Annotated in this window: 25 protein-coding genes; 10 read left to right on the forward strand and 15 right to left on the reverse strand. The window is 62.3% G+C overall.

The features are described 5' to 3' along the window. Nucleotides 1-60: 60 nt before the first annotated feature. Genes XI09_RS44085 through XI09_RS44120 form a run of 8 tightly spaced genes read right to left on the reverse strand, consistent with a single transcriptional unit; the run spans nucleotide 61 to nucleotide 4,042 of the window. A complete protein-coding gene (locus XI09_RS44085; protein ID WP_271572546.1) occupies nucleotides 61-339 on the reverse strand; it encodes an ABC transporter substrate-binding protein in 279 nt (92 codons plus the stop codon). Next, a complete protein-coding gene (locus XI09_RS44090) occupies nucleotides 332-571 on the reverse strand; it encodes a cytochrome C (protein WP_271572547.1) in 240 nt (79 codons plus the stop codon). The genes XI09_RS44085 and XI09_RS44090 overlap by 8 nt, the downstream gene beginning before the upstream one ends. After that, nucleotides 568-747, reverse strand: a complete 180-nt coding sequence (locus tag XI09_RS44095; protein ID WP_271572548.1) for a hypothetical protein — start codon at nucleotides 745-747, stop codon at nucleotides 568-570. The genes XI09_RS44090 and XI09_RS44095 overlap by 4 nt, the downstream gene beginning before the upstream one ends. Further along, complete coding sequence (locus XI09_RS44100) at nucleotides 744-1,241, reverse strand: phosphohydrolase (RefSeq protein ID WP_271572549.1); 498 nt, start codon at nucleotides 1,239-1,241, stop codon at nucleotides 744-746. Before XI09_RS44100 ends, XI09_RS44095 begins: the two co-directional genes overlap by 4 nt. 29 nt (nucleotides 1,242-1,270) lie before the next feature. After that, nucleotides 1,271-3,166 carry a hypothetical protein gene (locus XI09_RS44105; protein ID WP_271572550.1) on the reverse strand — a complete coding sequence of 632 codons (1,896 nt, stop codon included), beginning with the start codon at nucleotides 3,164-3,166 and terminating at the stop codon, nucleotides 1,271-1,273. Beyond that, nucleotides 3,163-3,654: an HNH endonuclease gene (locus tag XI09_RS44110; protein WP_271572551.1), complete on the reverse strand. Its 492-nt coding sequence runs from the start codon at nucleotides 3,652-3,654 to the stop codon at nucleotides 3,163-3,165. Before XI09_RS44110 ends, XI09_RS44105 begins: the two co-directional genes overlap by 4 nt. Next, on the reverse strand, nucleotides 3,654-3,881 hold the full coding sequence (locus XI09_RS44115) for a hypothetical protein (RefSeq protein ID WP_271572552.1): 228 nt from the start codon (nucleotides 3,879-3,881) through the stop codon (nucleotides 3,654-3,656). The genes XI09_RS44110 and XI09_RS44115 overlap by 1 nt, the downstream gene beginning before the upstream one ends. After that, complete coding sequence (locus tag XI09_RS44120) at nucleotides 3,878-4,042, reverse strand: hypothetical protein (RefSeq protein WP_271572553.1); 165 nt, start codon at nucleotides 4,040-4,042, stop codon at nucleotides 3,878-3,880. The genes XI09_RS44115 and XI09_RS44120 overlap by 4 nt, the downstream gene beginning before the upstream one ends. A 287-nt stretch (nucleotides 4,043-4,329) precedes the next feature. Between XI09_RS44120 and XI09_RS44125 the strand changes: the two genes are divergently transcribed. The 4 genes from XI09_RS44125 (at nucleotide 4,330) to XI09_RS44140 (ending at nucleotide 6,319) form a co-directional block, all read left to right on the forward strand. Continuing rightward, nucleotides 4,330-5,172, forward strand: coding sequence for a S24 family peptidase (locus XI09_RS44125; protein WP_271572554.1), 843 nt, complete (start codon nucleotides 4,330-4,332; stop codon nucleotides 5,170-5,172). A 93-nt stretch (nucleotides 5,173-5,265) separates the two neighbouring features. Next, nucleotides 5,266-5,739 carry a phospholipase gene (locus XI09_RS44130; RefSeq protein ID WP_271572555.1) on the forward strand — a complete coding sequence of 158 codons (474 nt, stop codon included), beginning with the start codon at nucleotides 5,266-5,268 and terminating at the stop codon, nucleotides 5,737-5,739. Then, nucleotides 5,739-6,068 (forward strand): hypothetical protein, encoded by a 330-nt coding sequence (locus XI09_RS44135; RefSeq protein WP_271572556.1) that lies wholly within the window; start codon nucleotides 5,739-5,741, stop codon nucleotides 6,066-6,068. Before XI09_RS44130 ends, XI09_RS44135 begins: the two co-directional genes overlap by 1 nt. Then, complete coding sequence (locus tag XI09_RS44140; protein WP_271572557.1) at nucleotides 6,065-6,319, forward strand: hypothetical protein; 255 nt, start codon at nucleotides 6,065-6,067, stop codon at nucleotides 6,317-6,319. The genes XI09_RS44135 and XI09_RS44140 overlap by 4 nt, the downstream gene beginning before the upstream one ends. 80 nt (nucleotides 6,320-6,399) lie before the next feature. Here XI09_RS44140 and XI09_RS44145 read toward each other — a convergent pair whose 3' ends face one another. Then, the gene (locus XI09_RS44145; RefSeq protein ID WP_271572558.1) at nucleotides 6,400-6,750 is read right to left on the reverse strand and encodes a hypothetical protein; all 351 of its coding nucleotides are present in this window, start codon (nucleotides 6,748-6,750) and stop codon (nucleotides 6,400-6,402) included. 116 nt (nucleotides 6,751-6,866) lie between these two features. On the opposite strand from XI09_RS44145, the gene XI09_RS44150 reads away from it, so the two are divergent. Continuing rightward, complete coding sequence (locus XI09_RS44150; RefSeq protein WP_271572559.1) at nucleotides 6,867-7,157, forward strand: helix-turn-helix transcriptional regulator; 291 nt, start codon at nucleotides 6,867-6,869, stop codon at nucleotides 7,155-7,157. Further along, nucleotides 7,144-8,322, forward strand: coding sequence for a hypothetical protein (locus XI09_RS44155; protein WP_271572560.1), 1,179 nt, complete (start codon nucleotides 7,144-7,146; stop codon nucleotides 8,320-8,322). Before XI09_RS44150 ends, XI09_RS44155 begins: the two co-directional genes overlap by 14 nt. A 358-nt stretch (nucleotides 8,323-8,680) precedes the next feature. Here XI09_RS44155 and XI09_RS44160 read toward each other — a convergent pair whose 3' ends face one another. Both XI09_RS44160 and XI09_RS44165 read right to left on the reverse strand, forming a co-directional pair. Next, nucleotides 8,681-9,832: an O-antigen ligase family protein gene (locus tag XI09_RS44160; protein ID WP_271572561.1), complete on the reverse strand. Its 1,152-nt coding sequence runs from the start codon at nucleotides 9,830-9,832 to the stop codon at nucleotides 8,681-8,683. A 107-nt stretch (nucleotides 9,833-9,939) separates the two neighbouring features. Further along, the gene (locus XI09_RS44165) at nucleotides 9,940-10,656 is read right to left on the reverse strand and encodes a glycosyltransferase family 25 protein (protein ID WP_271572562.1); all 717 of its coding nucleotides are present in this window, start codon (nucleotides 10,654-10,656) and stop codon (nucleotides 9,940-9,942) included. 259 nt (nucleotides 10,657-10,915) lie between these two features. Here XI09_RS44165 and XI09_RS44170 point away from each other — a divergent pair, with 259 nt between their 5' ends. Next, entirely contained in the window at nucleotides 10,916-12,430 is a 1,515-nt protein-coding gene (locus tag XI09_RS44170; RefSeq protein WP_271572804.1) for a glycosyltransferase family 39 protein, read from the forward strand. A 393-nt stretch (nucleotides 12,431-12,823) separates the two neighbouring features. Here XI09_RS44170 and XI09_RS44175 read toward each other — a convergent pair whose 3' ends face one another. The 3 genes from XI09_RS44175 to XI09_RS44185 all read right to left on the reverse strand — a co-directional run bounded on the left by XI09_RS44175 (nucleotide 12,824) and on the right by XI09_RS44185 (nucleotide 16,359). Further along, nucleotides 12,824-13,519 (reverse strand): hypothetical protein, encoded by a 696-nt coding sequence (locus XI09_RS44175; protein ID WP_271572563.1) that lies wholly within the window; start codon nucleotides 13,517-13,519, stop codon nucleotides 12,824-12,826. Next, entirely contained in the window at nucleotides 13,516-15,603 is a 2,088-nt protein-coding gene (locus XI09_RS44180; protein ID WP_271572564.1) for a hypothetical protein, read from the reverse strand. Before XI09_RS44180 ends, XI09_RS44175 begins: the two co-directional genes overlap by 4 nt. A gap of 420 nt (nucleotides 15,604-16,023) precedes the next feature. Then, nucleotides 16,024-16,359, reverse strand: a complete 336-nt coding sequence (locus XI09_RS44185; RefSeq protein ID WP_271572565.1) for a hypothetical protein — start codon at nucleotides 16,357-16,359, stop codon at nucleotides 16,024-16,026. Between the two features lie 687 nt (nucleotides 16,360-17,046). On the opposite strand from XI09_RS44185, the gene XI09_RS44190 reads away from it, so the two are divergent. The 3 genes from XI09_RS44190 to XI09_RS44200 are packed head-to-tail and all read left to right on the forward strand — an operon-like array spanning nucleotide 17,047 to nucleotide 21,021. Beyond that, nucleotides 17,047-19,101: a BTAD domain-containing putative transcriptional regulator gene (locus XI09_RS44190; protein ID WP_271572566.1), complete on the forward strand. Its 2,055-nt coding sequence runs from the start codon at nucleotides 17,047-17,049 to the stop codon at nucleotides 19,099-19,101. A 14-nt stretch (nucleotides 19,102-19,115) separates the two neighbouring features. Beyond that, nucleotides 19,116-20,051 (forward strand): phosphatase PAP2 family protein, encoded by a 936-nt coding sequence (locus XI09_RS44195; RefSeq protein ID WP_271572567.1) that lies wholly within the window; start codon nucleotides 19,116-19,118, stop codon nucleotides 20,049-20,051. Next, on the forward strand, nucleotides 20,038-21,021 hold the full coding sequence (locus XI09_RS44200) for a G1 family glutamic endopeptidase (protein WP_271572568.1): 984 nt from the start codon (nucleotides 20,038-20,040) through the stop codon (nucleotides 21,019-21,021). The genes XI09_RS44195 and XI09_RS44200 overlap by 14 nt, the downstream gene beginning before the upstream one ends. A gap of 22 nt (nucleotides 21,022-21,043) precedes the next feature. Here XI09_RS44200 and XI09_RS44205 read toward each other — a convergent pair whose 3' ends face one another. Then, nucleotides 21,044-22,015, reverse strand: a complete 972-nt coding sequence (locus tag XI09_RS44205) for a Bug family tripartite tricarboxylate transporter substrate binding protein (RefSeq protein WP_271572569.1) — start codon at nucleotides 22,013-22,015, stop codon at nucleotides 21,044-21,046. Nucleotides 22,016-22,023: the final 8 nt, after the last annotated feature.

Here is a 22,023-nt window from a genome sequence, read left to right on the forward strand (position 1 = left end):
GTGCAATGCTCTTAAGGTTTCGATTCAACTGGACGCGGTAAGCAACGGAACTTGCGATGGTCACGGCCGATCGTGCTGGATCATCACGTCGACGATCGCCTGCACTGACAGACGGTCAAAGGCGCCGGTCTCGATCGCTCGATCGAGACGCGGCCACCAGCGATCGGGGAAGCGTGCGCCGTCGACCGTTCGGCCAAAGCTGACGACCTGATACTTTTCGAGGCCGTCGACCTCCCGGTCAGCAACCTTCAGGACCAGCTTGCAGATCACGTGCGACAGCTTGAGAGCGGATGGCCCACCCGCGCCGAGCGTTCGCAGCACCAGGCTCGTGTCAGCCATCAGACACCCCGCCCATGACCTCGACAGGCTCACACAACGGCGTCAGGCCGGCGCGCTGGATCAGATCCGTCCCGCGCCACCATTCTTTCCAATGCTGCGCGAAACCACGCCCATCAGTCTCATGGCGCGAGACGCAGATCATCTCGCAGCGCTCGCAGATCTTGCGCGAGCTGCGGCCGTCATTTGCGCGGACCTTCTCGCCCCAACGATGCCGTATTGAGGCCGCGCTCACAGCAACGCCCCCAGCGCCAGCACTATCGGCAAGCCCAGCCACGACCAGGCTGCGACGCAGGTCGACGGCTTGCCGCTGATACAGCTTGAGGCGACGACGCCGGCGCGATTGTCGAGCCAAACGCCGAGCGAAGCGGCGGCGACGAGATAGGCGAGCGCAGCGAGGCCGCAAATCATGCGCGCCCTCCGAGCAATTTGAATTCCGCCAGAAACTCGGCGCGAGCCCTTTCCGGCGGCCAAAACTGCAGCTCGACGCCGAGCGGATCACCATCGGTCGACCACGCAACCGGCGCCGCGGCCATATTCTGCAGCCGCTCATCCATCAGGATCGCGCGGTCGAGCTGCTTGACCTGGTCGGGAATGCCGAGGTGCAGATGGTAGCGCACGGCGATCGCGCGCATGATCTTGTCCTCAGCCTCATTGTAGCCGGCAAGGAACGGTTTCAGCGGCCGCGGCACGTCGACGAGGTAGGCCTCGCTCGCATCGTGCAGCAGCGCCCAGAGCTTGAACGGCGCCGGCGCAACGCGCGACAACAGCACGCAATGCTCAGCCACGCTGTAGAATCGCAGGCAATGCCCGCCGAACCGGCAAAGCAGCGACAGCGCATGCGCAATGTCGTCGATAAAGACCTCGTGCGGCCGCGGATCCATCGGCCAGAATTGCCGGCCCATCGCCGTTTGGATCCAATCGCCTCGCGCACTCATTGCGCTGCCCCCTGCTGCTGAATCGTCGCCGGCGCGACCAGCTGCGCCAGGAAGGCGCGGCCCTCATCGGTCACCGAGATTTTCGTTACGCCGCAATGCGCCAGGCCCTTGCCGACCAGGTGCCGCAGCATGTCCGGCTCGACGCTTTCGCCGGCGCCGATCGCGAGCAGCGCGAGCTGCTCGGCGGATTCATCGTCGTCGACAGGCAGCCGCGTCTGCAGCACGCCGTCGATCACGACCGGCGCCGGCCGATCGTCGACCCGCGCGAACAGATCCGGTTGCGGCGCGCGATAAGGCTCGGTCAGCTCGACCGGCGCCGGCGCGCGGTCGCCAGCCTGCAGCTCGCGCAGCAGCGTCCACCCCGCCTCGCGCAGCTGCCAGCGGCCATTGATCTGATAGGCGAGCTCGCGCGCCTGCCAGGGCGGCCCGAGCACGTCGGCGAGCGCGCGGCGCTTGTGGCAAAAATCCGAAAGAATCTCGAGCTGCTCGCGCTCGGCGAGCTCGAGCGCGTCGAGCTCGGCCGGCAGCAGGTAATCCGAGCCGGCCAGCTGATCGATCTGGATCGCGTCGGTCGCGTCATACGGCGCGCGATCGTCGAGGACGTCCGCGACGGCCGCGGCAACGCTGGCCCCGTCTGATGTTGCATTTGCCGCAGCCGTCACGGTCTCGCCGGCGTCGGAGGGCACTCCGGCGGCGAAACTGGAATCCTCGATTTCGTCCTGGCGCGGCTCGGCCTGGTTGCCGGCAGCAAGCCAGCCCGGCGGCAATGGATGCTCGGCGTCGACGCGCGCGAACAGCTCGAGCACCGGCAGCGGCCGCCCCTCGGCGTCGCATCCGACCATCGTTGCGATCATGTGCCGGTAATGGTCGGGCTTGCGCGAATGCTCGCGCGGCCGCTCGCGATGATTGGATCCGAACTTTTCCGCGCCGGACGGTTTCGGCAGGCCGCGGCCGCGCTTGAACAGGAGCAGCAGCTCATCCTGATCCCAGGTGATCAGGCCCGATCCGCTATCGTCCGGAAAATCCGCATCGGTCTTTGTCCAGACAAAGCAGGTCGAATAGGAATCCATCGCCAGCGCCTGCGCGCAGGCCCAGGCGAGCGGCATCTCGACGCGCGCGAGCGTCACCTCGCCGGTCGCGGCGATCGTGACCTCGACCTCGATCTCGATCAGCGCGAGCAGGTGCGGCCGCGGGATCCACATGAACGCCCAGGAATCCGGCAGCAGGCGCGGCGCGACCTGGCGCAGATAAGCCAGGATCTCCGGCCAGGTCATGGTCGGATAATGGTTCTCATAGGCGCGATCGCCGATCCCGCCCTGACGGCGCCAGGGCGGATCGAGATAGACCGCCGGCACCATCGGCCCGGCCGCCAGTTCGGCCGATTGGCTGGACAAGGCGGCCGCCAGGTTGCGGCGATGCGCCCGGCCCTTCTCCTCGGCCCCGATCTTGAGCAGATCCATCGCGACGCGGCTCTTACCGGCGCGCATCTCGTCAGCGTGGCGCTGAGTTAGCGCCTCAAATTCCGCTTCCGGCAGGTCGGCGAGCTTCTGCGCCTGCGAGGAAAAGCGATGCGTGACACCCAGGTCGCGCAGCGTGATCGACGGCAATTCGTCTGCAGAAACCTCTGACAATTCGTCAGAGGTTTTTTCTGACCGCGGCCGCCCTCCCTTGGCTACCATCCCGGCGGCGTGCTGCGCTGCCATCATTTCACCGAACCGACGCTGAGCGCGAAAGCGGATTTGCGCCGCCTGGATCTCGAGCGTCTTGTCGCCGGCGATCTTGGCCGCATGCCGCATCGCTTCGGCGCGGTTATGAATTGCCATCACCTCGTCAACGGCCACAGCCTCGGCCAGCGCGCGACGGGCCGCCTCATATCGGACCAACTCGATCAAAACGGGATCTCCTCGAGCTGGTGGCGCGCCGGCAGGCTGGCGAGCAGCCCGGCCAGGATCTTGTCGAGGCTCGGCGCCTCGCCGCGGCAGCGGCGGTTGATGATATTGTCGCGCTGCGTCGACCAGCGCCGGTTGGCGCGGCGGTTATCGAGCGTCTGGCCGTTAATGTGGTCGACGACGTGCTTTGCCAGGAAAGCGTCATCCTTCGGATCGCAGCGGATCTGCAACTCGCGATGCATGCGCACCGTGTCGCGCCGCGGCCCGACGTTGCGCTTGGCGTAGAGGAAACATTCCTTGCCGCGGCCGCCGTGCCAAACGTTCCACTGCCACTGCATCAGCCAATCGAAATCAACGGCATCAACCAGCGTCCAGACCGGCTCGCGCGACGACAGCCAGATCCGGCGCCAAGGCGTCGGCGTCAGGTCGGGCAGCCCCTGCTCGAAATCGACCGCGCGCGCCCCGACGATGTTGACCGGCGCCGGCATCATCACAGCATCCCCAGCGCCTCGAGGCGGCCCTCGTCGGCGCGGAAAGGCAGCTCCTGGCCGTAGGCGAGGACGGCCCTGGCCTCCCAACCAGGCGGAACGGGCATCGGCAGGAACGTGTCGGCGCCGAGCAGGATGATTTTCGGCGCGGCGTCGGTGATGACGACGCGCACGGCGCCGATGATCACGCGGCGGTCGAGCCCGAACAGGATGGCGCGCGCGATCCTCATTGCCGCCTCGCCCAGCGAAAACCGAACCCGCCATCGGCGTCCCGCGGCAGCATCAGCGCGCCGGCAACAACGGCCAGCACGCCGACGATCAGCACGGCCGCTAGCATGATTAGAAAGCGCAGATCGTCAGGATCTGCGATACGCGCAGCGATATCCGCCATGTCCCCGCCCCTTCTAAAAACCCCTTGAAATGCAGTGCCGGCGCGCGTTTTCCACACGCATCCACAGGCCGATCCGCGCGCCTTGTGTGATGTTCCACAGTGATGAAAACCGGCCGTTTCAGCGCGGCCCGCGCTCGACCTCGAGTCTCGGAACCGGCATCCGTTCATGGCTCGACCACCTCCGGCCGGGCCACGTCCTCAGGCCAAACCGCGCCAGCCGGCCAATTGATCGAGAACCACCCGATCACCTGGTCGTACTTGCGGGCCGTGAACGTCTTGGAGCCGAGATGAACGAAGAAGCGCCAATCGCCCGCGGCAAGTCGACCGAGCGTTCCGAACGCAAGAGGCCGCTTGACGCGAAAGGCGTCGGCTACGGCCCTCAAGTGGCGAATCAGCTCCTGCTCCATGATTCGACGGATAGTCGGAAATTTCCGATTCGTCGATATCAGTGCGTCGGAAACATCCCATTCGCCTTTGGACAAGACGCGTCGGATAAATCCGCCATGGAGAAAAATGAACTCCGACAACGGATTAAGGCGCGCCTCTCCGAGCTGGACCTCAGCCCGATCGAGGCGGCAAAGGCCATTCCGGGCCTGGAACGGAATTTCATCCGGGACTTTCTGGAGGGGAAAAAGCAGTCCTTCAGTGCCTCAAAGCAGCCGCTGGTCGCCGCCGCCCTCCAGTGGACGGTTGCCGATCTGGTCGGGCCGCCCCCTCGACGCACCAGTCCGGGAGCACCAAAACTGGCGATGGTTCCCCTTCTGGACCGGGTAACCGCCGGACGCTTACGAAGTCCAGCCAGCCAGATTCCGATCGAGGATGTGCCGCTGTTGGCATTTGCCGATCTCGGCCGGGGCGAGTTCTTTGCGCTCACGGTGGACGGCGATTCAATGGACCGCTACTCGCCGGAGGGGTCGATCATTGTTGTCAACAAGGCGGAGCGTTCCCTGGTCAACGGCCGCTGCTATGTCTTTTCGGTTAAGGGCGAGACGACCTATAAGATGTGGCAAGGCGGCACCAATCCGCACCTCGCCCCGTTTTCGACCAACCCCCTCAACAAACCGGTATTTTTCAAGCCGCGCGACCTCGAGGTGATTGGCCGGGTGAAACGGACGATTTTGGACCTTTAGCGCCAGGAGTCGGAGACTTCCGACTTTCCTAGTTGACGATCGGAAATTTCCGACGATATGTTTCTCGTGAAAACTTCACGGGAGACCGCCGCCGTGCCGCGTCCAAACGACCTGACCGCCACCGCCTTCGACCAGCAGCTGAAGCTGCACGGCTTTTTCCACGTCCGCGCCGAAGGCCGCTTCGCCGACGTCCGCGCCAAGGGATGCCCGCGCACCGAGCCGGTACTGCGCGGCAAGCGCCTCAACCGCCAGGCCACACTCGACGCGCTGCTGGCCGACCGAAAGGCTCGCCAGGACGCAGCTGCGGCCGCCGAGGCCGTCCAGATCGAGCGCGAGCGCGTTGCCGCACTGATCGCGCCGCCTGCCCTGCCGGCGGCCCGCGCCGGTCTCGAGGGCGCCGCCGCGATTGCCCAGCTCGCCGATGATTTCATCGTCCTGACCACCCGCAGCGAAGGTGCCGCCCTGCCCGATTTGATGCGCATGGGCTGGCGCAAGTCGCAGGTGTTCGAGCACACCGACGCAGCCCGCAGCCTCGCCTATGCACGGCAGAACGGGGCGGCGGTCTGATGGCCGCGATGCGAACCTGCGGCTGCGGCGCCGCCTTCCTGCCGCATCGAGACAGCCAGAAATTCTGCTCGCGGCGCTGCGCCGCGCTCGCCCGGCCGCCCCGCCCCGCGCGGCCACAATGCCGCCGCGCGGCGGGCCAGCACCACCAACTCGTCTTGCGCCTGCTCGATATCCAGCCCCTCGAGCGGCGCGCCCGCGGCGGCTGGCGGTTCGGTACGCGGCGGATCAGTGACGGCGTCGCCGATAGCCTGATCGCCAGCGGCCGCGCGGAGATCATTGGCGGGCTCTACCTGCAGCTGGTGCCGCAGGAGACAGGAGAGCCGGCATGAGCGTCAGCATCATCATGGCCGGCGCGCTCTGGCGCGACCTCAATGCCCGCGGCGTCAAAAGTTTGGACCTCGGCCATTGCGAGGCGATCGTCGCGCGGATGCTCGATTGCGTCCATTCGATCGAGCGCGCGACGCGCGATGACGAGACCCCGCCGCGGCGGTGCGAGACCGGCGAGATCGACCTCGACGGCGCCTGCATGGTCTGCGGCGCATGGCAGGGCGAGGCGTGCCGGCAGCTAGCTGGCTGTTAACGGCGGGAAGAACGATGACACTACACCTCCCGAACGGCGCTCGCGGTCAAACCCCGCAACCGCGGACAAACACTGAAGGTTCATATCTGAGGCACAAATCCGGCGGGATGATTGCGCAGAAGATCCTCAAGTTCGGCGATCCGATCGCGAAGAATGGTTTTCCACGCCTGAGTGTGATCGCCATTCTGATCTCCTATGCGAGCGCCTGGCCGATCAAAGAAAGCAAGCTGATCAATCAGCCGCTTGCGTTCATCCTTCAATCCGCGGACGTGGTCGAGCAGGATTTTAAGTTGGTTCGCGACTGGAGCGGCCACTTCTGTGCCAGCGTCATAGCGCTGCGCCTGGCGAAGGCTAATCCCCAAGGGATCAGCGCTCGCATAGACCGATCCCCAAAGCTTGATGACGGCGTCGTGAAACTGCTTCGAAGTCATTCTGAAGCTCCGAATGTTGCAATTGGCCTCATATACGACGCCACGTCGTATACGTCAAGAGGGCGTAAAACTGCTGCCGAGCAGCTAACCGCATGTCCCCGGCCGGAGGAGCTTACGTGACCATCCGCAAGGCCGAGAACCTGCTGCGCGGTGACAGGACGCCGGCCTATGTCAGCCGGGAGACCGGCGCTGCGGAGCTACAGATCTCGCCCGACACATGGGACCAATGGGTGAAGGATGGCACCCTGCCCGCGGCCTGCACGGCCTTTCCGACCGGCACGCCGCGCTGGCGCTGGGACGACGTTGACCGTAAGCTCTCCGGCCGGACGGTCGTCGGCCTCGACGCCGCCCTGAAGGGAGCGGCGAACTTTGGCAAGAAATCGGGTGGCCGGCGTGACGCTGCCTGAAGGCGTCGAAAAAACCATCGTTCGCAAGTCGAACGGCAAGGTCTACACCTACTATTACTGGAATCCCGGCCGCGGCACCCAGCGCGAAGGCGAGCGCATCAAGTTGCCGAACGCCGACAACCAGCCCGATGCGTTCTGGCGCGAAGTAAAGCGCCGGCGCGACGCGACGCCGGCGGATTTGCCGCCTGGTTCTGTCGGCGCGCTGATCGCCCTCTATCGCGCCAGCGACGAGTTCAAGCGGCTCTCCGAGGGTACGCAGAGCAATTACGACGTCCACATGCGGCGTTTCGAATTCGTGGAGACGTGGGGCCTCGTCGCCGTCGGCGAGTTGGTGCCGCTGGTGGTGCAAACCGCGCGCGATGCGATGAAAGAAACGCCTGTCATGGCCAACCAGATGCTGTCGGTCGGCCGTACGATCTGGGATTGGGCTATTCCGCTCGCGCTTGCTGAGGCTAACCCGTTCGACAAGGTCCGCGACTTCGAAATTCCCGATCGCGGACATGTGCCCTGGCCAGCCTTCGCGATCGCGCACGTCCAGGCGCACGCTCCGGCCGACCTCGTGCGCATGCTGCGGCTCGGCATCATGACCTGCCAGCGCGGCAGCGACATGATTCGCATGGGGCCGGAGCACCGCGAGCGCAACGGCATCTGGTGCCGGCCGAAGAAGACGCGCAAGCGCCGGCGCGCGTTTCACATCCCGCTCGCCACCTCCGATGCGCTCGAGCTCGACCGCTGGGCCGAGACGCCGGTGCGCTTTTCCAACCCGCGCTGGCTCAGGCCGATCGATCGCTTCCGCGAGGATCTCTATCTCTACTCGCCGAAGGGCGCGCCCTACACCGGCGACGGCCTGCGCGCGCGCTGGAATCGCTGGCTGGAGGACACCGAGCACGGCCGCGCGCTCTGCAAGCGCTGGAAGCAATGGGTCGCCGGCCAGGTCAGGAAATACGAGTGGGACATCGATCCGGACGATGCCGACCACCCGACCATTCACGGTCTGCGCGGCACCGGCATCCTCGCCCGCGCTGAGGCCGGTTACGACGTCGACCAGATCGCCAACGACATCGGCATGTCCAGGCAGAACGTCGAGCACTACATGCGCTTCCGGGACCAGATGAAGGCTGGGGCCGACGGGCAGCAGCGGCTGCGGGTGGTGGGCACCGAGTGACCTAGGCGATCTAATCGCCCTGATTAACTGACTCTTTCCCGCTGCGCCGAACATATAGCCAAGAGCCGATAGAGCTAAGGCCGCAGACGCCTTTGCCATATCCGCACGCAAGCTTGATCCTTAGGGCGGTTCCTCAAGCGCTAAGATCGTAGCAGCGATGACCGACAGGACTATTCAGCGACGCGATGTCGATAATCGCATTGCTACGAGATCCCAGCCTGCCTACCCGCCGCCCTACATCTCGCAGCGCGGCCAATCCAATGCGAGACCACTATGGACCAGCCAATCCGCCAGATCGACTCCGGCCACCGAACACGCCGCGACCGTCGGCCCGTATTAATCTAGCGTCGTGGGAGCTCTACTTGGCGGACCAATTGGGAGTGGTGCGGAGCGATGCCAGTACGGATGCGGCGATCGTTAAAATGAGTGTCCCTTGAACCCACGACAACCATATTCGATGATCCACAGAGAACTCTATTATCGTACCGAGAAAGATGATGGAGGTGACCAAGATCGGACCGGCTTGTAAGCGCATGGTCATCAGCGACGCTGTCACAATTGCAAGAAGTAGCACAACGATCCCTGCGAGTCCTAACTCGAACCAAATGTCGAAGATCATATTATGAGCGCTCGGAATATCCGGCAAGTCGTAGTACTTCATTGGACCAAAGGTGACCGTGTTAGCTCTGGTCGTGTCGGCGCCGTGGCCCAGCCAAACTGATTCCCTAATTCTCGGAGCAAGGTCGTTCCAAAGCTCCAATCGAGCCATGTAGCTGGAGACTTGAGGGAGAGTAGCGATTTTCGAGCCATCGACAGACTGGTAGACTCGTTCAACAACGAATGGTGCAGCCAAAGCAGCGACGACATACACCAGACAGAATGCGCCGATCACCGATCTCAACCCCTTGCGCGTCAAGAATAACAGCGGGACGGCCATAACTATCATAATATTCACACCGCTGGTCCGACCAAGCAGCAGCGTCGGGATCGCATAGAAGAACAAAACCATCGCCCTGCGGATACCTAGGTAGTCCTTGCTCGGAAAAAGAAGAATGGAAGCGAAACACAAACCATAGAATGTCGTCTTGTGAAAAGATCTAACGCGAGCGGTGCTTGCCTCGGTGGCCCACGCCGCGATCTCGATAGCAGCAAGAGCAATTATCGCAGCGGCAGCGCCCGTGAGCAAAGCATTCCAAATCCGATCCCGCTGGCGCGTCGAGACCAAAGCCAACTGAGCAGCAGCCGCTCCACCCATCAAGACGAAAGCAGCAAACTGAATAGAAGCCTTTAGGCTTCGTGCGGGCTCCTGAGACCAAAGCGCGCTCAAAGCTGCCAACGCTGCCAAGCTGAGAAGGGCGAGGCTGAGATAGGACAGAACGACACTTCGACTAGCGAGCAATAACCGCGGATTGTTGACCAGGAGGGTAATCGTTAACGCGGCGGCCCATGCGGTGGGCGATAGCTCGACGAGCACGAATAGCGGGGGACCAATGAAAAATGCAACGATCATGCATCGAGTGGCACGTTCGGCACTTGCACATGGATGAAATGGCTCTTCACCTAAAAAGAAATCTAGGAGGCCACGATATCGGTTCGGCACGGACTCTCTGCGCTCTATCATGTAATTCTAAGCCAACGCTTCACTTTCGCTCGCAGGAACCGTTGAACCCAAAATTGGGCCTTCAACTGCAGGAGGCTTCTCCTCTTTCGCGTTAAGGAACTGGCAAACGTACCGTTCAGACTTCCCTGTTCTGCTAAGGGCGGCTCAGACCACAAGAATGGTATGCCGAGTTCCGGATCGGCTTTGTTTAAGGCGATGTCGATAGGGCAATCTAGGCGGTTTCTGTAAATCCAATCAAGCCGCGCTTTCGCCTCCACCCAACCCAGGACATACATCTCCATATTGCGAACGCGCGTACCTTCGAAGACATGCTGCCCTTCGATCAACTGTGACGCTGGCACATAGAAGTTGGTGGCCGCCCCCAAATGAAGCACTCGAGGGCGGGGCCATTTCTCGACGTCCTTGATGACCAAATCCAGCAGTGAATGGAAGTCGGGGCGGAATTGCGCGTCGTCCTCGATTATAAAGGCAGCATCCTGTCGCCGGTCGACGATCCTCTGCATGGCGACAATATGCTTCAGCGCGCACGACTTTTGACCTGGAGAGAGATCAGCAGAGGCGGAGAAGAATTGTTCGTCAATGGCGCGGGATATTTCCGACGGTTCGAAGTCGAGGACCCATTCAAAAGATAGGCCAGCTCGCGCCATTTGCTCGCGAATATGGCCCTCACGTTCAGGCAATAAATTACTGTGTATAACATAGGCCGGAAACATCACTAACCCCCAGTTGCAGGAGGACCTACCATCCCGAAACCAGAGACGTAAATTGCCATCACTCAGAAATGTTCAGAAAATTCTACTTGCGAGAGATTCTCACTTGTTTACAATTCGGCACACCCACTCATCTAAATCCAAATTCGGCAGGCCTCCGCGCTGCGCCCGGTAAGCCGTGTCAGTTAAGCCCATATCCCCGAACATTACTTCACGGTTGGCGAGGTTTCTTTCATCCTGCGACGATCGTCTGTTGGTCGTCGTGTTGGTTACCCTTCACGTCATCCTCTGGACATTGATCCTGATGGTCCTGAAAGAGGCTCAGGACATTCATATGGATGTTGCCGAGGGCTATGCATGGGGCCAAAAATTCGAGCTGGGCTACGGTAAGCATCCGCCGCTTTCTGGTTGGATTGCGGGTCTCTGGTTCTTGCTGTTTCCCGCTGCTGATTGGTCCACTTACGCGCTGGCGATGGCGACTGTTGGCTGTGGGCTGGTGATCTGCTGGCTGATTGCCTTGCGGGTCGTGGACCGCAGCCGCGCGTTGTTCACGGTCCTGACGCTCGCACTGTACCCGATCTTCAATTTCAAAGGCTTCAAGTACAACCCGGACATATTGCAGCTCGTCACGTTGCCTCTCGTCGTGCTCGCCTATCTCAATGCCTTCGAGAAGCGAAGCTGGCAGTCAGGCATCTGGCTCGGGATTGCCGGCGCGCTGGCGCTAATGACCAAGTATTGGACGCTAACTGTGATCGGCGCGATCGGGATCGCGGCACTGCTTCATCCCCACCGAATGAAGTTTTTTCTGTCTCCCGCGCCCTGGATCGCGCTTGTTGCGATGATTATCCTGATGCTGCCCCATGTGTGGTGGCTGCGGGAAGTCGATTTTGCTCCGTTGGTCTATGCGGGCGACGTCTATGCTCTGGCAAGCAGATCGGAAACCCTGAACCCGATAGCCTCTTACCTCGCTCACACTATCGCGCTACTTGCTTTACCGATCGGATTGAGCGCACTTGCGCTAATCGATCCACGAAATCCTGTGACTTCCATGCGAGAGGCGCTAACCTCGGCTGAGCGCGGCAATCGCATGAACAAGGCTCAAGCGTTGAATATATGGGTGATTCAAGCGGCCGTTGCGCTAGGGCCACCGCTCGGCGCCTTCGCTTTTGTCATCTACATGAAAACCGATTGGGGCATTCCGCTCTTCTTCTTGGTTCCATTGGTCTTGGTGCCGTTTGTAAATTTGAAGAGACTAGCGCTGTTCCGGCTCGCCGCCATGTGGCTCGTTTTGACGTTGCTCACGCTCGCTGCCGCTCCTTCGATCGTCGTCTACGAAGTTCGCAGTCAGCAATCAAACAGCGCAGTGATGGGATCCCGGTCCGTTTTAGCAGATCGACTGACCAACGAGTGGCACTCAAGGTTCTCAACGCGATGGGCTGTTGTAGCTGCAACGACAGAGATCGGTCAGCATATGGCCTTTTATAGCGTCGACCATCCAGCACCGTATACCCCTGGTGAGACGTGGAGTTCGGGCTTGGCCTCTCTGGAAGAGGCGAAGCGAAAGGGCTTCATAGGGGTATGCGATCCAAGTGATCCGCGGGTGCCTACGTGCCGTTCGTGGATGGCATCCAACGCAGCCACCGCGGAACGCATTACAATTACAACCCATCGCAGCTTTTCGGGCATCATAGGCCCTACCAGCATTTGGGAAGTTTACATCGTTCGTCCGTCGTCGGCTGCTGATGGGCCAGACCGGCCAGCATCATCGAAGGGCTGAAGCGGCGGCGTCGTGCTGTGTTGCGTCAACGGCTCAAGAATGGTGATGGACGCGAGCGCTGACTCCCGCGCCGGCGCCTCACTGCTAGGTGCTCAAGTGTTTTGCAAACTCAGCAGAAGTGCCGGGAAATAGCCGGATCGAAATGCGGGGCCATTGCAAAACCGCCCTATGAAAATCAACAAGTTAGCCCGAAAATCGATAGGCTACCGTTACACCATTCCCCAACGGAATAGTCGAACAAATTCAATGACTTGATGATTTGTCCGACTGTGGCCGGAAGCGCGTTTGGCGCAAATCACGGCTCAGGCGTGGCTGCGTTCTACCCGCTCGGCTTCGGGCTGGCAAGCGCGGCGGTGCACGGGGCTGTTGACCGCCAAACGGATCGGCCCGGCTCTACGCCGGGGCCGCGTTGTCGATCTGATCGGCGGACCGATCGGCTTCCGGATAGAGGAAATGAAGCTTGCGAACGACCGGCCTGCCCGTAACCCGGGTGACCAGCTCGGGGCGGTGCGCATAGAGCAATTTCAGCGGGTCGGGAATTTCGGGCGCCGGCGGACGCTCCCACACCTCGTTGCAGAACCCCAGCACCTCCGTGCAGTAGACACTCATGCAGACTTCCGACAGGAGATAATCCCGCTCGTGCTCACGCTCCCGGTCGGGTTCGCTGCCCGCGCCAAACCGCTTGACCCGACGATCGATGAACTCCTCGATGGCCCGGGCAAGAAACGCGTCTGCCGACACCGCCTGCCGCAACTGCGCTGCGAATTCGCCGAATTCAGCCGTCTCCCCGACTTCGTCCCAATAGACAACGCGGCCACTCGCGCCGGCGCCGACCTTGCGGGCAATCCGCTCGATGAGGCTGGAGACCTGCTCGGCCTCCCTTCGCGCCTTGCTGATCGCCGAATTGACGGTGAAGTAGCGCCCCGTGATCAGGCGATCGAGCACCAGGAGCCGGTCGGCGACGATGATCAGGTACTCGCGAGACGGCGCGATGTATTTCGCAAAGAGTGCCGTCACGCCGGCCTCTGTGCGATATTTGGTGTGGGGATAGAGACAAACCGGCACGAAATATCGACCTTGCAGAGTCATGTTCGCATCTCCTCGGCTGCAGATCCCACGGCGACGGCAGTCTTCAGGCCCGGCTGCACGCCTGCGGGGGCCCGTCCTTCGCGCCGCCGCTTCGAAGGCATGCGATTGTCATTGCTGCGTTCATCGACCCGGGCGTCGAAGACCGGCTTCTTCTTGGCAAAGAACTGGCCGAGATAGCCTTCGTAGATGACGGCGTCACCGCACCGGCGGATCAGGCCGAACTCTCCAACCTTGCAATAACATTCCCCGGAGCTCGCGCTCCATCTCACAGCCATGCCTTCAGGAAAGAGTTGCCATCGGCCCCGGCAGCCCGAGGCCGTAATGTTCTGCTCCGCCCTGTTCGCAGCAAACAGGGACGCTTCGCCGCCCTCATCCAGGACGATGGAGAACTCGGGACGACCTTGCCGCGTGATCAGTTCGACAAGCTTTCCTGCAGCGGCGGGCAGCCGACCGCGCGTGATATAGCGCTCCGCGACCTGCGCGATGACACACAGGACAAATGCCAGCAAACCGATCTGGGCTGCGATGAAAGCGCTCGTGTAGATACCGGTCCAATACACATCGTCGGTGAGGTCCATTTTCTTGTCTTGCGCAAACGCGGCGAGCCTCAAGGGGATACTCAACCGGCTGGTCAGAAAGCCGATCAAGGTCATGATCAGCGCTCCCAGCACGGCTCGGACCGCCGTGCTACGCCAAAATCCGTCTTCGGTAAGCCGTCCGTCGCTCAGCACGACGACGATGGCGGCCATGACCGTTGCGAGCGGAAACCACGGAAGCGACCAAACGATCTCTTCTCCCGCCGTGCCAGGCTTGGCGGTTATGACCGCGATGATCGACATCGTAAAACTGCCGAGAATGGTCCCCACCATGATCGGCGTGACATAGCGAAGCAAAGGTCTTTCACGGTTCAGATCATTGAGATCGAACCATTCGCGGCGTGTAATTCTCGCATTACGAACCGCAAGCGCACCAAAAATCGCCATGAAATAGAACAATGCCGCCAGCCACGTCCATGCATAAAGTCCAAGAGTGCCCGTCGGGATGCGAAGTCCTTCGAGCCAGGCACGGTCGACCTTGTGCTCGACGAGTTCGCTGAATGCCTGGGCTGAATAGCCGGTCAAGATCGACAACATCGCAACCGAGATGAACGACAGGCCGGCAAGTGGCCCGACGACGCTCTTCGCCCCCTTGCGAGACTCCTCAGAGAAGGAGAAGCCGAGCCTCGTCACGACATCCAGGCTGTCAGCCTCGTTCTTGACAGTGGAATGAACGCCGCACGCGACGAACGTGTACAGCCGATCGCGGAGATCGCGAACTTCGCTGAGCGTTCCGGGGTCGGTGGGGCTGTTGCCTTTCAGGCACTCGCCGACGTGCTCGCGCACGAGTTCGACGAGCGCGATATGCTTTGCAGCGATGCTGTCGAGCTCATCCCTGTAGTAAGCAAAGAAGATCGGATCGATCCCGACGCCGTCCCGCCTTCGTTCCGACAGAGCGGCGAGCACGCCTCCGACGCAGTACCAAATGTGGAGAATCTCGTCGTCTTCCCTCAGCTTGTTGAGGTCGCCGGTCAGCGCGTTCCCCGCTCCGGGCTGCCCCACGAGCTTCTTGGTCTGGCACTGGTAAACGCCTGGCTCGAAAGTGAACTGCGAACTGCGCATTTGCGCAACGGTTCGACGGACGCAGTCGGGGATGCGCGCGACAGAATGCAGGAAGCCGCGAATTCGCCTCTCCAGCTCCTTGAGGCCCGGCACGTTCTGGAGCGTGACCAGCGCCAGGGCAACCGCCAGCGGCAGCCCGTCGATCGTCTTTGACGGATCGCCACCCACACCGATGTTGGCAACCTTGTTGAAGAGCTCCGGCACGAGCGAAAAAGCCATGTACATGACGATCATCGCGCCGACATAGGCCCACTTGGCACGGGCATACCGGCCGTAGGAGGTGGAGAACCGGGGCTTGTAGCGGGAGAAGTACTCCGACTGGCTGTCGCAACTCGGTTCGTCGAAGCGAGACCACGAATACATCCCGACCATGACGGCGCCGAAGGCAAACGCGATGATCCATTTTCCAGCGCTATCGAGCATCATGGCGAGTACTCCTGTTTCAGGCCACGCTGGTCCGGCTCGCCGTAGCGGAGCCATCTCTCAACCGAGCTCGGGCCGCGGCGACGGTCAACTCGGCACGTCAGCAATCACCGGCTATTGGAGCGCGAGCCTTCACATCGATGCTGACCTCGAGGGGTGAGCCGAGCGTGAATCGACCGTCAACGCTTCATCCCCGCCATCAACGATGCTTCAAGCACAGCGCGGTTCGAGGCTCGCGAGCCGGCATCGCGTTCGCCGGCAATTACCCATCTCGACAGCTCGAATGGCGACATGTCAGGCTCGCTGATGCGATCGACCGGCCTGATCAACGATTGAAGCGTTTGCCGCTCGGGGGGCGGCCATGTCGGCACGGCTCGCCGGAGCAACCAGAAGCGCGCCACGCTCACGCCCTGTCCGGGAGCCTCAGCTGCGGGCCACTTGCTCAAGGCCGCCGATGCGGACGACGATCTCGCCCTTGCCGTTCGCGATCATCACCTGGCCGTATTCGTCCTGCGGCGGGCTCTCCTCGTAGCGGAGCGGGATCGTGGTGATCTCTTCCGGCGCTTCATCGCCCGGCTCCTGCGCTTTCACGTCGAGGATCAGGATCTTCGGGTTGATGCCCTGCGGCGAGCGCTTGGTCAGCCGGGCCTGCCAGCCATTGCCCGGCACCCGCACGTCACCGATCATGATCAGCTTGGGCGGCGCACCCGGCGCGCGGTCAATCCAGGCCTTGAAGGTGTGTCTTAGCAGGACAGTCATCGTACCCTCTCCCTTGCCAAGTTCTGCGATCTTCCGGCAGTGGACGAAGCGTAGACCGACGTTGCGAAGCTGATCGTGAATGGCCCGTGAAATGCGATGCCCGCTCGAAACGCGGCGGCGACGGCGGGGCTCGCCCCCTGCGCGACCCCGCCGGGCAGTTCGCCCGACCAGGCCCGTGCTTGCCTGATTACTGCGCAGTGTCGGCATACCCCAATACAGACAGCGCCGGTGCCGGTCGGAAGGCCCTCTCCCGGCCCTCCCCCAATGCCCCGAGGCATTTGGACCCGTCGGTCCGAGGACTGTCGTCAAGCGCGCGGGCATCCAGCCGCGGAAACGGCGAGTTCGGCGATCGATACACGTCGGCGTACCCGTTCCTGACCGGCGCACGTGGGCGGCGCAGGCGACGGAATCTCACATTCACGATCGTTTCACGCCCATCGGCTCGAAGTGAGGCGTCGTTTCATTCCGCCCGCAGGTCGCATTTCGATCGCTCAGCAACCCTTGACCATCTGACAACCCAAGATGTATCATTCATCAATTATATCAGATCCGGCGGGCTGCATTCCTGAGCTCACCTATTATTGGCTTCGCGGACCGCGCGAACCGATCGTCTGCACTCCGCCAAGTCTAGCCTCCCGGGACCTGCCTTCGTGCACTGTCGACGACGTCGGCGGGGGATGGGACGAGATGTCGGGAGTCGACGGCGATAAGGTGGTTGGCGAGGGCGAGACCCGTCGCCTGACACTGAAAGTCATCGGAGCATTTTCAGCATCCGTGGACGGAAAAGAGGTCGGGCTCGGCCGAAAGGCTCAAGCGCTTCTCGGCTACATGATGCTCTCCTCGGCACGCCAGTTACCCAGGGCCAAACTGGTCGGGTTGCTCTGGAGCGAGAAGGAAGACCCGCTCGCAAAGGGTTCGCTGCGTCAATCGCTGAGTCAGATCCAGCGCGAGCTGAAGACGCTCGGCTGGACGTATTTCCATGCCGACCAGATGCACGTGGCGCTCGATATCGAACACGTGGCGTGTGACGTGATGGACATCGTCTCTGATGCCGAGCGCGGCATTGTCCATCCGCTCCTGCTCGCGCGCGAACGCCTGACCGACGATATCCTCGACGACCTGGAAGGCGTCGATCCCGCATTTTCGGAATGGCTTGCGGAGACGCGACCGCTGATTCACGAACGGCTGATCGACGCATTGACGCGGCTGCTGCCTGACGAGGCCGACACGGTCGTCACGGCCACCGCGGAGGCCGCAGCAAAGGCGATCTGCCGATTGGATTCCGAGAACGAGCGCGCCGTTCGCGTTCTAATCAAGAGCCACCTCGCGACTGGAAGTATCGGCGCCGCGCTCGCGGTCTACGCGCGGCTCTGGCGCCAGCTCGAAGACACCTACGACATCGAGCCGCACAAGCTCACACAGGACTTGATTTCCGGCCTGCGGCAGCAGCAGCCCGAAATCGTCGTACGGCCGGCTCCGTCCTCCGTAGCGGCGGCCGCGGTCGGTCTGGCCGGACTCGCCGTCAGCCGACCGTCGGTCGCCGTTCTCCCCTTTCGCGCACTGACGCCATCTCTCGAGCCTCAATTCACGATCGGCATCGTCGACAGCGTCGTCCAGGCCCTGTCGAGCCTGAAGGAGCTGTTCGTCATCTCTCGCGGCTCGACGATGATCCCGATGTCGCAGACACCGGATCTGCGCGCAATCGGCCGCGATCTCAATGCGCAATATCTGCTTCATGGAAGCATTCAGCGCGCCGGCGACCAGATCCGGATATCCACCGAACTCGTTGCCGCCGAGACGGTCGAAGTGGTTCGCGTCGACCGTCTCAGCGGAACCGCAGCCGACGTCTTCGACCTGCAGGATCGCATCGCCGTCGAGGTGATCCGTTCGCTCGCACCGCAAGTCCGTGATCGGGAGCTTCATCGCGCAATGCAAAAGAGGCCTGACGATCTCGACGCCTATCAGCTAGTGCTGGTTGGCTACGATCAGATGTTCAGTCCAGACTACACGACCTTCGTGACGGCTCGGACCAATTTCGAACGGGCTCATGTCCTCACCCCCAATTGGGCGCCGCCGCTGTCCTATAGCGCCATCTGGCACATGCAGCGCGTGGCGCGCGGGTGGTCTGCGAATTCGCCGGGCGAGTTGGACACAGCGCGCGCGCTCGCCGAGCGGGCGCTGGAGCGCAATTCGGCCGATCCGCTCGCCAATGCCGTCGGCGGCTACACGCTGTCGCAGTGCAAGCACGATCACGTCGGCGCACTCAAGCAGCTTGATCGTGCGATCGAGCTCACTCCGAACCTGGCGCTCGCATTCGCATACCGTGCCGCGGTGAATGTCCGCTGCGAGCGGTATGAGGACGCGCTCGCCGATGCGGCGATCAATCTGCGGCTGTCGCCGCGAGACAGGCATGCCTGGTTCGCGGAGATGATCTCGGCTCAGGCCCATTTCGCCATGAATGATCTCAACGCGGCCGTCGATCACGCGACGCGGGTCGCGCGGGTGCTGCCCAACGACCAGGCGAACCTGCGCGTTCTCGTCGCAGCCCTCGTCGAACGCGAGCGCTTCGACGATGCGCAGGACTTTGCACGGCCGATGATGGCGGCCGGCGAGCTCGACCTGACGTGGATCGCGACGTCGCCATGGCCGAAGCCGACCCTGGCGCGCATCGAGGCAGCGCTCTCACGGCTGGTATCGACGCTCCGGCGCGGCAGCCCTGACGGCGGCATCGGGAAATCTTAACAGAGGAGGCGCAAATGGCAGGCGGATACGGGGGTTATGGCGGTTATGGCGGTTATGGTGGCTACGGCGGCTATGGCGGATATGGGGGCTACGGCGGTGCCGGCGGGCCTGGCGGCGCCATCTACGCCGACCGTAACGATCAACAGTTCGCAAAGATGCTCGGAATCGACGGAGCCCGGTTCAAGGCGGCCAGCTTTGGCACGCTCTGGTCGACCCGCTGGTACGCATGGGTCGTGATGTCCGACCTTGCCCGTCGAGCAGATTGGCTCGACCGGCTCGGCGGATTTTCACTCCTCGGCGCGGGAATGACTCCATGGGCCGACGGTCTGCAGGCGGACCTCGACGCGTTGAAGGAGATGGCCTTCGCCGAACGTCGCGACGCAATCGACGAGATCTTGACCGAGGCTGACGAGTTCATCAGCAAGTTCCTGCACCTCGTGTCCGCGACGGCGACGACGCATCCGGCGACTTCGCGCATGCTGATCGTCGCCGACGCACTCACGGCGCTGATCACGATGCACTACAAGGCTCATTTCAATCGTGCACGCCCCGCGCAACTGGCCCCCGCGCTGATGCCGCCGATCGAGCATGCTGGGCACGCGTCGTTTCCAAGCGGCCACGCCACCCAGGCCCATGTCTTCGCGACACTCCTCACCGAAGTCATGCCAAAGCGGCTCGGCGCTGCGGCTCCTCCCCCGGCAGATCCTGACAGAACCACGATCGGAAAGTCGCTCGTATTCCTTGCGGACCGGATTGCGAAGAATCGCGAAATCGCCGGCCTTCACTATCCGTCGGACACCGCAGCAGGCGTGACACTGGCAGGAGCAATAACAAGTACGATTCTCCTGGATCGCAACTACCTGCCGAAATTCGCAAAGCTCGTCGAGAACGCCAAACTCGAGTGGGAGAACTCCGGTGTCGCCGCGGGAGAGAAAAATGCCCAAGAGTGACAGCTACGGCTTCTACGAGGAGGTGCCGGACGGCTTCAATCTCCTTGGCGCGACGCCGGATCAGTTGGATCTCTACGGCATTCCGCAGAAGCCCGATGCCAAGACCGAGGCGCGCCTGTACGAATTCTGGCGACGGCTGATTTCCTCGCCGTTCACGGCGAGGCGACCAACGTTCAGCAGCATCGAACCGTCTGCCCAGGGAGGCCCGGTCGAATCGCTGTTGAACTGGTCGGGCGCGCTCATCCACTCGCTTCCACCCGAGCGGGTCGTCTTCGCAACGGGCGGATGGAACGTGCCAAATGTGAGTCACCCGTCCATCCCTGCCCTTTTCACGCCCTCGAACGATCCAAGGGCGCTAGTGTGGGTGGGCCTTGACGGCCACGAAGGCGGCTTACCGAACATTTCCTTGCCCCAGATCGGCACCGCCCACTGGCTCAATCACAAACCGGAGCACTTTGCGTGGTGGGAGTGGTGGCGCAACTCTTCAGCGAATACAGTGCCTGGCCCGCTACAAGCGATCACGGTGATCGACAACCTCCCGATCAATGTCGGCGACGAGATCCTCGCTGGTCTCGCGGTCCAGGTCAGCGGAGACGTTCTCTTCTTCATCAAGAACCAGAGCACCGGCGAGTTTCGCTCATTTCTCGCCCGGCCGCCGGGCGTGATCCGGCCGCTCGGATCGTCGGTGGAATGGATCGTGGAGCGGCCGACAGATCCGCCCAGCCGGAAACTATCCGCGATTCCGGCTTATGGCTCGCTGGATTTCAGATACTGCATGGCGCGGGCAGCATCCGATGGGCCACTCGCGCCGGGCCGTTTGCTGACGTTGGATGACAGCGCGCGAATGATCCATATGCGTGAGGTTTTTGCGGATCCCAATCGTACCGTGACCGTCTCGAGCCCGGAGCTCAGGCACGAGAAGGACGGTTCCGTCGGCGTCACATGCAGCTACAAGGAGCCGACAGGGTAATCGGCTCTTTGAGAGTCCCCACCTACTCCAGCTTGATGTTCGCGGCCTCGATCACCTTCTTCCAGCGCTCGGTCTCGGAGGCGATGTAGGCCCTGAATGGCTCCGAATCCACCGCCACGGCGGCCGCGCCGAGCTCGGCCATCTTCTGCACCGCCTCCGGCTGCTGCATGAAGGCGCGAATCTCGGCGGAGAGTTTTTCGACGATCGGCTTCGGCGTGCCCGCAGGGACCAAGAAGCCGTGCCAGGCGACCGCCTCGAAGCCGGGCAGGAATTCGGCGACGGCCGGGACTTCCGGATCGAACGCGGCACGCTTGGGCGTTGCGGTCGCAAGCATCGCGAGCTGGCCGGTCTTAACCTGCGGCAGCAGCAGCGGCACGTTGTCGAAGGCAAGATCGATCTGGCCGCTGAGCAAATCCGTCAGCATCTGGCTGGAGCCCTTGTAAGGCACGTGCACCATCCTGGTGCCGGTCATCTGCTGAAACAGCTCGCCGGCGAGATGCTGCGAGGTGCCGACGCCGGCCGAGCCGAACGAGACCTTGTCCGGATTCGCCTTCAGATAGGCGATCAGCTCCGGCACGGTGCGCGCCTTGATCTTGTTGGGGTTCACGACGAGAACGTTGGGTACAATGCTGATCTGGGCAACCGGCACCAGATCCCTGTCCGGCTGGTAGCTGAGCTTCGACCCATAGAGCGAGGGGTTGATCGCGAGCGCCGAGGTGCTGGCAAGGCCGAGCGTGATACCATCAGGCGCCGATTTCGCCAGCCGCGTCACGCCGAGGATCGAGCCGGCGCCGCCGACATTCTCGACCACGAAGGGCTTGCCGAGCTTGACCTGCAAATGGTTGGAGACCATGCGCGCGAAGATGTCAGCTGTGCCGCCGGCGGCGAAGGGAACGATCACCGTCACCTGCTTGGACGGATAGCCGTCCTGCGCCTTCGCCGGCGACGTCGCCAGCAGCATGACCGAGGCAAGAGCAAGCCACATCGATCTCATCGAAGTTT

Origin of the sequence: Bradyrhizobium sp. CCBAU 11386, from assembly GCF_028128955.1 — a bacterium.
Lineage (GTDB): Bacteria > Pseudomonadota > Alphaproteobacteria > Rhizobiales > Xanthobacteraceae > Bradyrhizobium.